Genomic DNA, 16,024 nt, shown 5'->3' on the forward strand with positions numbered 1-16,024 from the left:
CTATCGGGGGGTGACGCCCAGCTTCATCCCTGCCAGGCCGCGTGGGCGGTGCGTAAGCGCGCGGGCCATCGCAACGATTGAGGTGGCGGCGAGGGACGAGGGATGCGAGAGCACCAACGGCACCCCGGCATCTCCGCCGGAGCGCAACCACGGATCCAGGGGCACCTGCCCCAGCAACGGGACCTTGGTACCCAGCACCAGTTCCAGGCGCCCGGCCAGCTCGGCGCCACCGCCGGAACCGAAGACCTCCAGGGTGGAACCGTCAGGCATCACCATGGCGCTCATGTTCTCGATGACACCCACAACCTTTTGACCGGTCTGCACCGCGACGGACCCGGCACGCTCGGCGACCTGCGCCGCGGCGGCCTGCGGGGTCGTCACCACCACCAATTCGGAGCCGGGCAAAAGCTGCGAGACGGAGATGGCGATGTCGCCGGTGCCCGGGGGCAGGTCCAGCAGCAACACATCCAAGTCCCCGAAGTGCACATCGGTGAGGAACTGCTCCAAGGCCCGGTGCAGCATCGGTCCGCGCCAGATGACCGGCTTGTTGTCCGGAACGAACATGCCGATGGAAATGACCTTCACCCCGTGGGCCACCGGCGGCAGGATCATCTCATCCACGCGGGTGGGCCTGGCCTCGGGGATGCCCAGCAGCCCGGGGATCGAGAAGCCGTGCACATCGGCGTCGATGAGTCCCACGCGCAGCCCGTCGGCGGCCATCGCGCAGGCCAAGTTGGCGGTCAGCGTGGACTTGCCGACCCCGCCCTTGCCGGAAGCGATGGCGATGACACGGGTCAGTGAGGCCGGATCGGAGAACGGGATGCTTCGGGAGACCAAGGATTCGCGCAGTTCGGCCCGCTGTTCGGGACTCATCACGCCCAGGGTGAGGTCCACCTCGCGGACCCCGGGCAGCGTGGACAGTGCCGCGGTGACGTCGGCTTCGATGGTCGAGCGCATCGGGCAGGCGGCGATGGTCAGCAATACCTTCACTTGCGCGGTGCCGTCGGTGAGGAAGGCGGATTCGACCATCCCCAGCTCGGTGATGGGTCGGCGCAGTTCGGGGTCTTGGACGGTGGCTAGTGCTTCAAGGAGCCGAGGCTCGAGGGTCATGGTCTCTCATTCTTCTCGGCACGCGGTTCGCGGCGCCGTGCCGGTGGCAGTTGGGGGATCAGCCCGGTGTTGGTGTTGCTGCGGTCCTTGCGCTTCGGAGTCTTGGCACGCAGCCGCAGTTCCTCCCCGTCGGAGGTCTCCAACAGGTCTTCGAGGGCGGAGCGCAGTTCGGAGCGCACATAGTCGCGGGTTGCCACGTCGCGTAGGGCGATGCGCAGCGCGGCAAGTTCACGGGTGAGGTATTCGGTGTCGGAGAGGTTTCGCTCGGCCCGCCCGCGGTCTTCGGAAAGCGAGACCCTGTCCCTGTCATCTTGCCGGTTCTGGGCCAGCAGCAGTAGCGGAGCGGCGTAGGAGGCCTGCAGCGAGAGCATCAGGGTCAGCGCGGTGAAGCCCAGCGCGGCGGAGTCGAAGCGCCAGGCCTCCGGTGCGAAGATGTTCCAGATCAGCCAGAACACGCAAAAGATCGTCATGTAGAACAGGAACTGCGGGGTTCCCATGAAGCGGGCGAATTTCTCGGTGCTCGATCCGAACGCGTCGGGGTTCGGCGTGACTCGCGGGAAGAACCGGGCCCGAGCGGACATGGGGGTGTCAAGGCCGCTGGACGCTTGGCGCTTTTCAGCCATGGGATGCTCCCTTCGCTGGTGGTTTGGTGGTGTCGACGGGGCCCCAGGCGGTCACGGGCGGTTCGGCGGCGTGCCGTGGTTCGAGGTCCGGGGACTCGGGAGGATCATCGTGGGTGCGCCAGTCATCGGGCAACAAATGGTCCAGGACGTCATCGACGGTGACGGCTCCCACGAGCCGCCCGGCGTCGTTGACCACCGCCACCGAGGTGAGGTTGTAGCTGGCCAGCGTACGGGCCACCTCGGCAACCTGTGCCATGTCGTCGAGGGGCTCGACATCGGAGTCCAGGATATTGCCCAAGGGCTCTGGCGGCGGGGTGCGCAGCAGGGCCTGAATGTGCACTACTCCCAGGTAGCGTCCGGTGGGTGCTTCCAGCGGGGGACGGGTGACAAAGACGGTGGAGGCCAGTGCGGGGGACAATTCCTCGCGGCGCACCGCGGCCAAGGCCTCGGCGACGGTGGCTTCGGGGGAGAGGATCACCGGGACCGGGGTCATCATGGAGCCGGCGGTGCCCTCGGCGTATTCCAGCAAGCGACGCACATCGCGTGCATCCTCGGGCTCCATCAATTCCAGCAACGCATGCTTGGTGTCCTCGGAAAGCTCGGAGAGCAGGTCGGCCGCGTCATCCGGATCCATTTCTTCGAGCACGTCCGCGGCGCGTTCCATATCCAGGGCGGAGAGGATCTGCACCTGTTCGGCGTCGGGCATCTCCTGGAGGACGTCGGCCAGCCGGTCATCCTGCAGTTCGGAAGCAACCTCGACGCGGCGCTTGTGGTTCATCTCGTGCAGCGCGTCGGCGAAGTCGGCCGGCTTCATCTCGTCGTGGGCGGCGACGTAGGTGCTGGCGGCCTGCGGCTCGTGCAGCGCGGTGTGCACGATCGAGTCCCAGGACACCAGCAGGCGTTCTCCGCGGGCCCGGCGCAGCCCCAATAAACCGGCTGGTTCCCCGCGGCGGACGTAATAGTCGGAGATGATCCAGTCGCCGTTGCGTTCACGAGCCAGACCGATGTCCTCGACCACCGCGTTGCCGCTGCCATCGGCGAAGACCACACGCCTGTCGAAGAGCTCGGCCGCAACCAGGATCTCGGCGCCACGCTGGATGAACCGGCGCATGTTCACCAAGCCGGTGCAAATGATCTGTCCCGACTCCATGGCCTGGATCCGGGTCATCGGAACAAACACCCGACGCTTTCCGGGCACCTCGACGACCACGCCGACACATTGGGCGGGTTTGGTGGCCAGCCGGGAGATGACCACGACGTCGCGCAGCCGGCCCAGCCGGTCGCCCAGGGGATCAAAGACGTCCAGGCCCAGAAGCCGTGCGATGAAGACCTTCGTTGATTTGCTGCTCACGCTCTCTAGGCTACTGCCTGCACATGGGCTGAAGCTGGTTTCGACTATGTGTTGAGCGCTACGCTTTGTCACAGCAGAATGTGGGCAACGCGCTTTCACCTTCAGCGATCAAGCCCGTCTAACTCGACGCGCAGCGTGCACAATGGATATATGTCTTCCCCACTTGGTGCTTCCCCATCCAACCAGAACTCATTGGGCCTGCCGCGCGGTGAGCTTTTGGGCCGCTACGGTACCTACTTGGATGCCCAAAAAGTGGTGGATTACCTCGCGGACAATGACTTCCCCGTCTCCCACCTGACCATCGTGGGCAATGACCTCAAATCGGTGGAGCGTGTCACAGCAAAGCTGAGCTATCCGAAGGTCGCCGGTGCAGGCGCCGCACAGGGCGCGATGTTCGGTGTCTTCGTCGGCCTGGTGCTGACCATCTTCAGCCCCGGGACCAACCCGGTGGCGCAGATTCTGTCCTCGATCGGGATCGGCATGGCCATTTGGATGCTGGTCGGTGTGGTCAGCTACTCGTTCCGCCGAGGTAAGCGCGACTTCGCCTCGCAGTCCCAGGTACTGGCCACCAGCTACGACGTCGTGGTGGCGTTCTCCCACGCGCATGCAGCACGAGCGATGGCCGCAAAGCTGCCGATGAGCCAGCGGGCTGCGGATGCCGGAGTCGGCACCCACCACACTCACAACCAACCCCAGCCCCCGCCGCCGGCCCAACCACAGATCCCGGCTCAGTCGGATGCCCCTACCCCACCCGCAGCGGCATCCGCGCCGACCACGGGAAGCTACTCCGACCTGCCCGACGGACGCCCGCAATTCGGCATTCGGATCCAAGATACCCCGCCGGCGGCTGCCCCGGAGCCCGAGGCCTCAGCGGCTGCGGCCCCGACAGAAGGAACCGAAGCGGATCCTTCGACAACGCAAGAAGTCAGAGCCGCGGCTTCGGTGCCCGAGGCCCGCGCGGATGAAGATCCCATGCCTCAGTCGCCGGTATCGGGTGCCGACGCCCAAACAGGATCAGACGATCCCGGCAACGACAGCGCGCCGGAGCACAGCAGCCGCCCATAGCAACCGCAGGTTGGTGAGGCACCGACCCTGCGATGGCAACACAAAAGGCTGGCCCTCATCCCCACGGATGAAGGCCAGCCTTTTTGTGTTGCTCCCGCCGATCACCACGAGTGGTCGGCGGGTTGCTGCCGTGGACTAGGCCTTGCGAACCTCTGCCATCCACGCCTCGACGTGTTCGGGCTTGCGGGGCAGTGCGGCCGAGAGGTTCACGCAACCATCCGCGGTGACCAACACGTCGTCTTCGATGCGCACACCGATGCCGCGGTATTCCTCGGGCACTGCCAGATCCTCGTTCTTGAAGTAGAGGCCCGGTTCGATGGTGAACACCATGCCCTCTTCCAAGATGCCATCGAGGTACAGCTCGGCCTTGGCCTGTGCGCAGTCGTGCACGTCAAGGCCCAAGTGGTGGCTGGTGCCGTGCGGCATCCAGCGGCGGTGCTGCTGGCCCTCGGGGGACAAAGCCTCCTCCAGCGACACCGGCAGCAGACCCCAAGCATCCAGGTTTTCTGCCAGCACCGTGACCGCGGCGGTGTGCAAGTCGCGGAACTTGGACCCCGGCTTGGCGACGGCGAAGGCTGCATCGGCGGCATCGAGCACCGCCTGGTAGATCTTGCGCTGCACCTCGGTGTACGTGCCGTTCACCGGCAGGGTGCGGGTGATGTCGGCGGTGTACAGCGATTCGGCCTCGACGCCGGCATCAAGCAGCAGCAGGTCTCCGTCGTTGACCTTGCCGTTGTTGTTGATCCAGTGCAGCACCGTCGCATTGTTTCCCGAGGCGGCGATGGTGTCGTAGCCAAGGTCGTTGCCCTCTTCACGGGCACGGGCGAAGAATGCGCCTTCAACCACTCGCTCGCCGCGATCGTGGGTCAGGGCGCGATCGAGCGACTTGACCACGTCGTGGAATCCGTTGACGGTGGCAGCCACCGACTTTTTCATCTCCTCGATTTCCCAAGCGTCCTTGACCAGACGGATCTCGGACAGCGCCTCGGTCAGTTCCCCGTCCAAGGAGTCAGGTGCTTCCAGGTCCACGCCGGTGTTGATGCGCGAGGTGTCCACCAGTGCGTCGCAGTTCATGTCGACGTCGCGCAGCAGTCGGATGCGCATGCCGCCGAACTCCACCGCGCCCGCATCGGTGGTAATAGCGAATTCGAGACCGGTGAGGTCGGCCGTGACGAGGCCCAGCCGGGATTGCAACAGTGCGAGGGTCGGACGCGGGCCGATCCAGAACTCGCCGGAACGAGCGCTGGAGTAGAACTCTTCCGAATCTCGGCCGGCCATTGGGGCGAAGAACAAGGTTGAGTTGTGGTTCGAACCGTTCTCTCCGGTTCCTTCCGCCACGGGTTCCATGATCAACACGGCATCAGGTTCGTGGTCGAGTCCCAGCCCGGTGAGGTGAGAGAAGCCCGAGTGCGGCCGGAAGCGGTAGTCGGTGTCGTTGGAGCGGACCTTGTGTGGTCCGGCCGGGATGACGAGGCGCTCGCCGGGGAAACGGGTGGAGATCGCGGTGCGGCGCTTGGCCGCATACGGTGCGACGTCGTCCGCGCCCGGGAGCGTTGAAGTGTCGGGGGCCCACGAGGAGGCCATGAAGGATTTGAATGCCGCGGAGCTCGGTCGCTGTGAACGGTTGTTCACGCGCTCTTCGAGGGGCTGGTCGCTGCCTGTGGTGGTGGTTGCATCAGTGCTCATGGTCCAATCGTCTCAAAGCCCGGGCACATACACCAAGACGCCCTGGCTGCGGTGGTGCCCCGGCACCACCGGACTTCTGCAGACCGGGCTGTACAAAGATCACCAAGACTGGGCGTCATCCTGCCGACGTGCCGCAACTGGTCCGTTGGGCTCCAGTGGCACACGACACCGCGGCGGTGGCAGCTCATGCAAGGCGGAACGGGCTACGCTGAAGAATATGCGGATCGACCTTCATGCTCATTCACATGTTTCAGACGGGACGGAGCCTCCCGCAGTGCTGGTTGCCTCAGCCAAGGAAGCCGGTTTGGACGTTGTCGCTCTGACTGACCACGACCAAACTGCCGGCTGGCAGGATGCAGGCCGTGCTGCCCTTGAACTTGGCATCGGACTTGTCCCGGGGATGGAAATTTCCTGTCAGACCGACACGGGTATCAGCGTCCACTTGCTCAGTTATCTCCACGACCCAACGTATCCGGCGCTGGTGGATGAAATCGGCAAGGCCAGGGACGCCCGGATCACCCGTGCGCGACGCATGGTGGAGCTGTTGGCAGAGGACTATCCGGTGGACTGGGACATGATTTCCCGACACACCTCGCCCGGTGCAACCATCGGGCGTCCACACATTGCCGACGCCTTGGTGACAGCGGGGGTCGTGCGGACGCGAACAGAAGCATTCGCGCACGTATTGACGGCCCGCTCGCGCTACTACGTCGGCCACTATTCAATGGACCCGGTGACCGCCGTCAAACTCGTACGTGAGGCTGGCGGGGTCCCGGTCTTCGCCCACCCCGTGGCCTCGGCACGTGGCCGGGTAGTCACCGAGGAGACCTTTGAAGAAATGATCGGCGCCGGACTGCTGGGCTTGGAAATCAACCACCGGGATAATCCCGAGGACGGACGCGTCTACCTTCGTTCGTTGGCTCGAAAACACGACTTGATTGTCACAGGATCATCGGACTACCACGGTGCCGGCAAACCAAATCGACTGGGTGAAAACACCACCACGGTAGAAATGCTTCGGCGGATTCTGGACGCAGGTTCGGGGTCGGATCCTGTTGGGATGTCCGAGCATATATAGGCCACCAACCCACGTGCGCCGCCGACACCCCTGCAGGGGATGCCGGCGGCGTTTTTTTCTGAAGAACATGTATTGGGCAGCTCGGAGTGCAGTTGGGTGAAGGAACCTGGATCATTTACGCAAAGCTGGAGGCGTTGATACCAGCCTCAATTGAATGACTTAAAAATGTCGTTAAAAAATTTGCATAACGATAAATGGATCTACAATCCAGACGTGGATGACCGGCCGATAGACTGTTTATTCGGGTGCGGAATTTCGGGCGAAGGTACCGTGCTGATATCGCTGTGGCGGGTGGGAAGCTCTGGTACCTGCTACGATCGTTCTAGTTGCTTCGCTTTTAGAAATGTTTTTGTTGAGCTAAGTTCCAACTTTTCACGGAGCAACTCGCAGCAACGAAGGTATGATTTCCACCTTCGTTTCGGACGAAAATTGGTGACGTGCATTGGTGAGGATAACCTCCCTGCGGCCCTGGTTCGATGTGTAATCACCCCGGCAAAGCGTCCGGGTGCTTGTTGCGCGCTCAGAATGTGTCCACGCCGGATACCTGCTCGACTTCTGTATGAAGAGGTCGATTAATTGTGCCCACGATGGCCAGCGCGCACGTGTTTTAGGACTGTTGCCGGCGGCATTCCTTATGAAGAGAGGATGGATATGGATCTCGAAAACGGGGAATTTCAGCTTCTCGCAGGATCAGTTGTCCTGGGGTTGTTGGTTCTGTTTTACGGGGGGACATTTGTTATGTCTCTTTTTATTGGCAAAAAGAAAGAAAACGCTGACGGGTATATGACCGCCGGAAACAAAGTTGGTTTCGGTGTCTCCGCAGCAAGCATGACAGCAACATGGATCTGGGCATCTTCGATGTATGCCTCGGCGACGTCTGGCTACACCTATGGCATTTCCGGGCCGATTCACTACGGTCTTTGGGGTGCGTTGATGATTCTGTTCATCTACCCCTTCGGCCGTCGAATCCGTGCGGTTGCACCAAAGGCACACACCCTCGCCGAAGTTATGTATGCCCGTCATGGACGCTCCAGCCAGCTCATGCTGGCCGGTTCCAATATTCTCGGCAGCGTTATTTCACTGACCTCCAACTTCATCGCGGGTGGCGCTCTTATCGCTCTGCTCTCGCCATTCAGCTTCGGCCAAGGCATCGTCGCCGTGGCCGCAGGTACGCTGCTCTACACTTTGTGGTCCGGCTTCCGGGCCTCGGTGCTCACCGACTTTGCCCAAGTAGTGGCGATGCTCGGTGCCGTGGCAATCATCCTTCCGGTGGTCTTCGTTGCCGCCGGCGGACCGGGACTCTTTGAATCCGGCGCCTCCAACCTCACCCCGCAACAGAGCAACTTCTTCTCGTCCGAAGCGTTTATGAACCAGGGTGCCCCGTACATTGCTGCCGTCCTGGCCTACGCCATCGGCAACCAGACGATCGCCCAGCGACTCTTCGCCGTGCGTGAGGACCTGATCAAGCCGACGTTCATCACCGCGACCGTCGGCTACGGTGCCACGATCATCGGCATCGGCATGCTCGGGGTCATCGCCCTGTACGCAGGCATCACCCCGCTCGATGGAGACACCAACAACCTGATCCCGCAAATGGCTGCAACCTACCTGGGCCCGATCCTGTTGTGCCTGTTCTTCATCATGATCCTGGGTTCGCTGTCCTCCACTGCGGATTCGGACCTGTCGGCACTTTCATCGATCGCGATGGCCGACCTCTACGGCCAGTCGGTGGGCAAGGCGAACGCCAAGCCCAAGACAATGCTGCTGGTTGGTCGCATCAGCATGATCATCGCCACCGGCGCTGGGTTGTTCTTTGCCAGTGGGAAGATGAACATCCTGGACCTATTGGTCTTTGTCGGTGCGCTTTGGGGCGCGCTGGTGTTCCCGGTCATTGCAAGCTTCTACTGGAAGAAGGTCACGAATATGGCCTTCACCGTCTCGGTGTTGGTCGCATTGGCCATATTCATTCCGGTGCGATTCGAATGGATCTCGATGGGCGGCCTGACCGGCTACCTCGTGGATATCCTTTCCATCGTGGGCGTCGGCGTGGTCTTGGGCCTGATGACGTTTGGATTCTTCGGACTCAAGATTGCCCGGATCATCGGCATCGTGGCCATCGTTGCTGTGGCTCCGTTCGCTTTTGGCACGCTTCACGAATATGAAGTGCTCAGTGGCTCGCTGGTCGCCTACTCCGTCTCGACCGTGATCTGCTACTTCATGTCGGTGCGTTCGAAGCAGAACTTTGACTTCAGCACCATCAAGGATCGCGTCGGTGACTTCGACCCGGTTGAAAAGCTTACGCATGGTGGCGACGCCGTCGCCTCCAACAAGTAGAGACAACTACAGAGGAGACTGACATGGATATATTTTGGTTGACCGTATACGTTTTGGTCTGGCCAGTGCTCGTCGCCGGAACACTCTTTGTGATCGTGCGTGCGTTCTACCGTGAATGGCGCCAGGCGCGCGCCGAAGGCCGCGGAATGGTTTAGGCGCAGGGGTCTCCGGCCGCTCCAACGAGCGCTCCCGACGAGTCCCCATCGCCATAAGGCCCGGTGCCCACCAAGAAGTTTCTGGAGGGGCACCGGGCCTCTCCACGTCCCACGGCGTGTCCGTCCGTGTACTGCTTGCCTGAGACGGCGGGATCCGGAGCCAGCGCAGTCAGTGCACGCCCATCATTATTGCTTCGCACCGGTGCTACCGGTGCTGCGGCATGAAAACAAGCCCCGTCCCAGCTCGATTTTTCGAGGAGGGACGGGGCTTGTTTATGGACCGGTAGGAACTCCGGGGTGGGCTATGGGGCGTCCGGAGACACGAGGACGGTGGCTCCGGGGATGCGTTTGGACATCACCGAGATCGACTGGGGATTTTCATCCACACAGACGAAGCGGCGGCCCAGCGCACCGGCCACGGCACCGGTGGTCCCGGAACCTGCAAAGAAGTCCAACACCCAGTCGCCTTCACGGGAGCTGGCGTTGATGATCCGGCGCAAGATTCCCTCGGGCTTCTGCGTCGGATACCCCGTCTTCTCTTTGCCAGTGGGCGAAACGATGGTGTGCCACCAGACATCGGTGGGCAGTTTGCCGCGCGCACGCTTTTCGGCGGTGACCAGGCCGGGGGCCATATAGGGCTCACGATCCACTTCGGCATTGTCGAAGTGGTAGGTCTTGGGGTTCTTGACGTACACCAAGATGTTGTCGTGCTTGGCCGGCCAGCGGGACTTCGCCCGTGCTCCGTAGTCGTAAGCCCAAATGATCTCGTTCAGGAAGGACTCCCGGCCGAAGATCGCATCGAGCATCACCTTGGCGTAGTGCACCTCGCGGTAGTCCAAGTGCACATACAGGGTTCCGTCGTCGGCCAACAGGCGCCAAGCTTCGCGCAATCGCGGCTCCAGGAACGACCAGTAGTCATCGAAGGCGTCGTCGTAGCTGTGCAGGTCCCCGCGCAGGGTCGCATAGCTCCGGCCTTGGAACCCGATCCTGTCGCCCTCACCGGCAGCCGTGCGGACCGACGTCATGACCTGGCGCTTTTGCGTGCGCCCGGTATTGAACGGCGGATCCACGTAGATCAGGGTGAAAGACTCATCGGGCAGCGTTGGCAGGAAAGTGGCGTTCTCCGCATAGACAATCAAGTCCGGCCCGTCCAGTGCCCACGCGGTGACCGGGGGGCCGGCCACCGCGTGGGCAGCAGGATCAATGGTGGCGGCATCCTGGTCCCGGAGCGTTTCAGCGGGCGGGACGAGGAGTGGAGCCACTGAGGGATTGCTTTGGCTCACTTATTTACTCGGCGTCTTTAGGGGCGATGACTTCACCGTTGCGGCGACGGGTACGGCTGCGGTTGCGGTTGCGTGCAGCGCGTTCGGCGCGGTCGGCGGCGGGAGCGGTCTGCTCGCCGGTCTCGGCCGCGGGGGCCTCGGTCCGGGCAGGCTCGCGGCGGCGTTCACCTTCGCGAGCCGGGCGGTCCGAACGGCCGCGGGAATGACCGTGGCGTCCACCGCGCTCACCGCCACGCTCTGAGCCACGTTCGCCTCGGCGCCCACCGTCGGAGGAACGTGTAGCGGGCTTCTTGCCGGTCTCCCCAAGGTCCTCAAGCTTTTCGCCGGCCAAGCCTTCGAGCTTGCGCGCGTGGCGGGGCAGACGGCCCTTGGTACCGACCGGGATGTTGAGATCGGTGAAGAGGTGCGGCGAGGAAGAGTAAGTTTCCACCGGGTCGTTGACGTTCAGGCCCAGGGCCTTGTTGATCAAACCCCAGCGCGGGACGTCTTCCCAGTCCACGAAGGTCACGGCGGTGCCCTTGTTGCCGGCACGGCCGGTGCGACCCACGCGGTGCAAGTAGGTCTTCTCGTCTTCCGGGCACTGGAGGTTGATCACGTGGGTGACATCGTCCACGTCGATGCCGCGGGCCGCGACGTCGGTGGCGACCAGCACGTCGACCTTGTTGTTGCGGAAGGCGCGCAGCGCCTGCTCGCGGGCACCCTGGCCCAGGTCTCCGTGCATGGCGCCGGCGGCGAATCCGCGATCGATCAGCTCGTCGGTCAGTTTGGCTGCCGAACGCTTGGTCTTGGTGAAGATGATGGTGCGGCCGCGGCCTTCGGACTGCAGGATGCGGGCGACAACTTCGTCCTTATCCAGCTGGTGGGCGCGGTAGACGACCTGACGAATGTCCTTCTTGGTGATTGAATCGTCGTCCGGGTCAGCGGCGCGGATGTGCGTCGGCTTGGTCATGTAGCGACGGGCCATGGCGATGACCGGGCCTGGCATGGTGGCCGAAAAGAGCATGGTCTGGCGGATGGCGGGGGTCGCGGCAAGCAGCGTCTCGACGTCGGGCAGGAAGCCGAGGTCAAGCATCTCATCGGCCTCGTCGAGGATCACGATGCGTACGTTCTTCAGGTTCAGGTGGCGCTGGCGGTGCAGGTCGATCAGGCGCCCGGGGGTACCCACGACGATCTCGACACCGTTGTTCAGCTGCTCGATCTGCGGCTCATAGGCACGTCCGCCGTAGATGGTGGCGATGCGGGCGTTGCGCTTGGTGGCGGCCTTGGCGATGTCGGTGGCGACCTGAACTGCGAGTTCGCGGGTCGGGGCCACGATCAGTGCCTGCGGGGCGCCGGGGACCGGGAGCTTGTCGTAACCCTCGTCGGCGGGGCCGATCACGCGCTGCAGCGCGGGGATGCCGAAACCGAAGGTCTTGCCGGTGCCGGTCTTGGCCTGGCCGATGATGTCGTGCCCGCCCAGGGCGACCGGAAGGGTCATCGACTGGATCGGGAAGGGGTGGGTGATGCCGGCGTCCGTCAAGGATTCGACGATATCGGCGCGCACGCCGAAATCTGCGAAGGTCAGCTGCGGGAGCTCGTGCGGGGTTTCATCGGTGGACAGGAAATCTTCGATGTCCACTGCTTCAGACGCCGAATCGGCGGTGAGCTGGTGTTCTGCATTCAACACAGGGGGGTTCTCATTCGTTTAGGCACCAGGCCTGGGGTGCTCGACGACCGTCCCGTGAAAAAGGGAAAAAGGGTCGGAGGTCCACCACATTCGGGGTGCTTCCAGCGGAGCCGATCGCAGGCTTAGCTAGTGGTCAAGCGATCTGACCACCTGGGGGCGCGGAAGTCGCTGGGTAATCCCGCAGGAGATTCTTTTCAAGGTACGCGACCGGGCATCCTTGTATACCGTTCAAGCATATCGTGCCGGCAGGGATAACCGGGCATTTGCCGGGTATGGTATCCGGGCGCCGGAGGACGCGGGCAGCCCGGATGCCGCCGAGGCGTCAGGGTCCGACGATGCGGAAGAGCACCTTGCGGCTGGCCAGGTCGGCCTGGACCAATTCGACCTGAACGTGTTGGCCGGCCTCGGCGCTGCCCTCAAAGCGCGCCATGACCGCGGGGGATTCGACCTGCAAGGTGCCTCGGGGCTTGCCCTTGCCATTCTCCGACTCGGAAGCTGACAACGTGACAGCGCTGAAACGTTCGCCCACGCGGTGCGCCAATGACGCTGCCTCCACGGTGTCGATGGCCGCGCGTTCGATCTGGTTCACCAGGCGGTTTGACCCGTTCATCAGATCGGGCAGCGTGGGCAGAACCTGGCGCACCTCGACGGGTACCTCCTGACCGGCGCTGGCGTAGGAGCAGACCAGTAGCGCAAAGCGGTCCACCAGGCGGCGCAAGGGTGCGGTGGTGTGGGCATAGGGAGCGGCGATCGCGGCCTGGACCAGGTCCTCGGGCAGCTCGCCGTCGAAAGCCAGATACGTGGCCCCGCGAAACAGGCTGGTGGCTTGGTGCATCAGGGCCAGCTGGCGCGGGTCACTCAGCTCCAGCGAACGGAGGAACTCCCCGTAGGGCTGATCCGCAGACCAACTGGTGCCCAGCGCGAGAGCCTGGAGCCGGAAGACGTCGATGTCTTTTTGGGCCGGGGGCGGCATGGTGCGCAGCAGCCCGACCTTGGCCTGGATCATGATGTTCGCCGCCTCCATCCCGGTCATCAACGAGATCTGCGCGTTCCAGTCCTCGACGGGAAGCGGGGCATCGGCCACCAGCGTGTAGGTCCCTTCCACACATTCAACTTCCTGGGAGGGAATGCGCAGGGAGGCTCCGCCGCGGGCACGTTCGAGCTCGATGCGCTTGAGTCCGACCTCGCGCAGCAACAGCATCATCTCGGTGGCCGTCCCGGAATCCAAGGATTCTTGGACACCGACGTAGCTCAGCTTCTCCCTGCTCCGGACCATCGCACGCTCCAGGACGGTGTTGCTGACGGCGCCGGTGGCATCGAGCGTGAAAGAGAACAGGTAGGCGCTGCGATCCTGTCCGGGCAGCAGTGAACCGGCATCCTCGCTGATCGATTCGGGATGCAAGGAAATCCTGCGATGCGGCAGGTAAACGGTTTGACCACGTAGCTGGCTCTCGGCATCCAAGGAGCCACCCAAGGCCACGAACCCCGGGACATCGGCGATCGCGTAATGCACCAGATAGCCCTGTGCGGTGCGGGAGAGGTGGACCGCCTGGTCGAGGTCGGTGGAGGTGGCTGGGTCAATAGTGACAAGCTCGATGTCTCGCTTGTCGATGGGCGGAAGCTCAAATTCGGCGATGGCCCGCTCGGCCTCGGCCAAGACCTCCGGCGGGAATTCGATGCGCACTTCGAACTCGATCTCCAGCGCCTCGAGCGCTGCGGCCAGGGCGGTGCTATGGGCTTCGGGCGTCAAGGCGATGTTTTGGTGGCTCACCACGCCAGCATAACCACGATGCCACCGACCGACATCCGATGTGCCGCGCGTGTTGGGCCCCGAGTACGCTGAACTCATGACCAAAACACCTTTGACCTTTGGTTCGGCAGCAGCCGCCGAAGACGCGGAGCTCGCCCTGCTGGGCCTGATCGCCTATCAGGAACTGACGGCCTTCGAACATTTATCTTCCGATGCGCGGCTCTCTCCGACGCTAGTTGACCGTGAAACCCTAGGCAGGCTCGCCGTGACGGAATTCGCGCACTACGAGAAGGTCCGTGAGCTTATCGCAGATCGCGGGCTCGACGCCCAGGAAGTCATCGAGCCGTTCATGGCCGCGATCGATGAGATGCACAAGCGCACCAAGCCGGGGGACTGGTACGAATCGCTGACCAAGGCCTACGTGATCGACGGGGTGGCTGCCGACTTCTACGCGCTGATTGCCTCCGGTCTGGAACCGGGCGTGAGTGCGTTGGTGCGGGAGGTCAAGACCTCGGCATCGAACACCGACTGGTTGCGCGAGCGCTTGCAGCTGGCGATCTTCGACCATCCCGAGCGCGGCTCCCGTCTGGCCCTGTGGGGACGGCGGTTATTGGGCGAGGCGCTGACCCAGGCCAAGGACATCGGCGAGCGATACGACTATTGGGGTGCGTTGGAGACCGCGGAAGCAGATGATCGCGGCCAGGAAATGACGCGGCTCTTTGCCGTGCTGGTGGCGAACCATTCACGGCGTATGCGCCAGCTGGGCATGACCGCCTGAGCCCCTGGCCCGACAGCCTCGACCAGAATGCACAGCAACAGCACGGCACCACAATGTGTGGGTCCGTGCCCACAGAAACGAGAACCACCATGGCCCTTGAGAAAGACTCACCGAACCGCATCCTGACCGATTACGAGGTCGCCCGGGCGCTGAAGGAACTGCCCTCGTGGCGCGAACGCGACGGTGCGTTGGTCTGTGCCTGGGCCTTTGCCGACACCCGGGACGCCATCGACTTCCTGGCACTGGTTGCCGAGGCCGCCGAGCATCAGGGCCACCACCCCGATGTCGACTGGCGTGCCACCACCATCTTCCTGCGCAGCACCTCCCACGATGTAGGGGATGAAATCACGCTGCGCGATGTGGCCCTGGCGACGCTACTTGAATTTGCTGCCACCGACTCCGGGGCAGTCGCCGTGCCGAACCGCCACCAAGATCTGCGCCTGGGTTTTGAGACCGGCGACCCTGAACGGCTGAGCGAATTCTGGGCCGGCGCCATGGGATACAGCGTCGGTCGCGACGAAGACCTGGTGGACCCCGAGGGACGAAACCCGCGAATCAGGATCAGCTCTGCCGGAAATCCTCAGGAGCACGGCATCCACATCGAACGGCTCATAGCCCACAGCTCGCTCGAGGACGCCCGGCAGAAACTGGAGCAGGCGCAGACCTCGGGTGCACCGGTGCACGGACCCAGTGGAATCCGCTACACAGATGCCGACGGCAACCGGCTGTACCTGGACACTGAGTACCGCGAGGAAACTCCGGAGTTCCAGTAGAGAGTTCCTCTCCACCGAGGACCTATGACGAAGGGAAGGGTACGGACACCAAAGCGTCCGTACCCTTCCCCTTCTCCCGCGGGTGAAAAACCCTTTAGTGGGCAAACCCTACGCGGCGGGGTTCTTCGACGCCGATTTCGACATACGCGATGCCGGCGACGGGCACCAGCATGAGGCGGCCCTTGGAGTCGGTGAGGCGAAGCTCTCCGCCTGCAGCCAAGGCGTCGGAGACGCGCTTGGCCAACTCCTCGGCGTTCTCGGCGGATTCGATTACGATCTCGCGGGCAACATTCTGAATTCCAATGCGAACGTCCATGGTGGCCTTCCTGGTTTGTTGCAAGTGCCGGAGCCCGGTGGCGCCGACCAACATCT

General features: G+C 63.2%; 14 protein-coding genes. 6 read left to right on the top strand and 8 right to left on the bottom strand.

What is annotated here, in order from left to right:
* The 3 genes from ADIAG_RS03625 to ADIAG_RS03635 are packed head-to-tail and all read right to left on the bottom strand — an operon-like array spanning position 1 to position 3,084.
* On the bottom strand, positions 1–1,110 hold the full coding sequence (locus ADIAG_RS03625; RefSeq protein ID WP_007269953.1) for an Mrp/NBP35 family ATP-binding protein: 1,110 nt from the start codon (positions 1,108–1,110) through the stop codon (positions 1–3).
* On the bottom strand, positions 1,107–1,733 hold the full coding sequence (locus tag ADIAG_RS03630; RefSeq protein WP_007269954.1) for a DUF1003 domain-containing protein: 627 nt from the start codon (positions 1,731–1,733) through the stop codon (positions 1,107–1,109). Before ADIAG_RS03630 ends, ADIAG_RS03625 begins: the two co-directional genes overlap by 4 nt.
* The gene (locus ADIAG_RS03635) at positions 1,726–3,084 is read right to left on the bottom strand and encodes a magnesium transporter MgtE N-terminal domain-containing protein (protein ID WP_007269955.1); all 1,359 of its coding nucleotides are present in this window, start codon (positions 3,082–3,084) and stop codon (positions 1,726–1,728) included. Before ADIAG_RS03635 ends, ADIAG_RS03630 begins: the two co-directional genes overlap by 8 nt.
* Positions 3,085–3,234: 150 nt before the next feature.
* Here ADIAG_RS03635 and ADIAG_RS19910 point away from each other — a divergent pair, with 150 nt between their 5' ends.
* Complete coding sequence (locus tag ADIAG_RS19910) at positions 3,235–4,149, top strand: general stress protein (RefSeq protein WP_007269956.1); 915 nt, start codon at positions 3,235–3,237, stop codon at positions 4,147–4,149.
* Between the two features lie 135 nt (positions 4,150–4,284).
* Here the strand turns inward: ADIAG_RS19910 and ADIAG_RS03645 are convergent, their stop codons facing one another.
* A complete protein-coding gene (locus ADIAG_RS03645) occupies positions 4,285–5,835 on the bottom strand; it encodes an aminopeptidase P family protein (protein ID WP_007269957.1) in 1,551 nt (516 codons plus the stop codon).
* 217 nt (positions 5,836–6,052) lie between these two features.
* Between ADIAG_RS03645 and ADIAG_RS03650 the strand changes: the two genes are divergently transcribed.
* The 3 genes from ADIAG_RS03650 to ADIAG_RS22015 all read left to right on the top strand — a co-directional run bounded on the left by ADIAG_RS03650 (position 6,053) and on the right by ADIAG_RS22015 (position 9,402).
* On the top strand, positions 6,053–6,913 hold the full coding sequence (locus ADIAG_RS03650; protein WP_043473249.1) for a PHP domain-containing protein: 861 nt from the start codon (positions 6,053–6,055) through the stop codon (positions 6,911–6,913).
* A gap of 651 nt (positions 6,914–7,564) precedes the next feature.
* A complete protein-coding gene (locus ADIAG_RS03655; RefSeq protein WP_007269959.1) occupies positions 7,565–9,247 on the top strand; it encodes a sodium:solute symporter family protein in 1,683 nt (560 codons plus the stop codon).
* Between the two features lie 23 nt (positions 9,248–9,270).
* Positions 9,271–9,402 (top strand): putative transporter small subunit, encoded by a 132-nt coding sequence (locus ADIAG_RS22015; protein ID WP_007269960.1) that lies wholly within the window; start codon positions 9,271–9,273, stop codon positions 9,400–9,402.
* Positions 9,403–9,704: 302 nt separating this feature from the next.
* Here ADIAG_RS22015 and ADIAG_RS03665 read toward each other — a convergent pair whose 3' ends face one another.
* From ADIAG_RS03665 to ADIAG_RS03675, 3 genes are all read right to left on the bottom strand, one after another.
* Complete coding sequence (locus ADIAG_RS03665) at positions 9,705–10,556, bottom strand: DNA-methyltransferase (RefSeq protein WP_407636049.1); 852 nt, start codon at positions 10,554–10,556, stop codon at positions 9,705–9,707.
* Between the two features lie 133 nt (positions 10,557–10,689).
* The gene (locus tag ADIAG_RS03670) at positions 10,690–12,351 is read right to left on the bottom strand and encodes a DEAD/DEAH box helicase (protein ID WP_007269962.1); all 1,662 of its coding nucleotides are present in this window, start codon (positions 12,349–12,351) and stop codon (positions 10,690–10,692) included.
* Between the two features lie 322 nt (positions 12,352–12,673).
* Complete coding sequence (locus tag ADIAG_RS03675; protein WP_043473442.1) at positions 12,674–14,122, bottom strand: RNB domain-containing ribonuclease; 1,449 nt, start codon at positions 14,120–14,122, stop codon at positions 12,674–12,676.
* A 76-nt stretch (positions 14,123–14,198) separates the two neighbouring features.
* Here ADIAG_RS03675 and ADIAG_RS03680 point away from each other — a divergent pair, with 76 nt between their 5' ends.
* Both ADIAG_RS03680 and ADIAG_RS19915 read left to right on the top strand, forming a co-directional pair.
* Positions 14,199–14,879: a ferritin-like fold-containing protein gene (locus ADIAG_RS03680; RefSeq protein WP_152426038.1), complete on the top strand. Its 681-nt coding sequence runs from the start codon at positions 14,199–14,201 to the stop codon at positions 14,877–14,879.
* Positions 14,880–14,968: 89 nt separating this feature from the next.
* Positions 14,969–15,652 carry a 4a-hydroxytetrahydrobiopterin dehydratase gene (locus tag ADIAG_RS19915; protein ID WP_007269965.1) on the top strand — a complete coding sequence of 228 codons (684 nt, stop codon included), beginning with the start codon at positions 14,969–14,971 and terminating at the stop codon, positions 15,650–15,652.
* A gap of 94 nt (positions 15,653–15,746) precedes the next feature.
* Here ADIAG_RS19915 and ADIAG_RS03690 read toward each other — a convergent pair whose 3' ends face one another.
* Positions 15,747–15,968, bottom strand: a complete 222-nt coding sequence (locus tag ADIAG_RS03690; RefSeq protein ID WP_007269966.1) for a DUF3107 domain-containing protein — start codon at positions 15,966–15,968, stop codon at positions 15,747–15,749.
* Between the last annotated feature and the right edge of the window lie 56 nt (positions 15,969–16,024).

Source organism: Paeniglutamicibacter gangotriensis Lz1y (assembly GCF_000348945.1).
GTDB classification, from domain to species: Bacteria; Actinomycetota; Actinomycetes; order Actinomycetales; family Micrococcaceae; genus Paeniglutamicibacter; species Paeniglutamicibacter gangotriensis.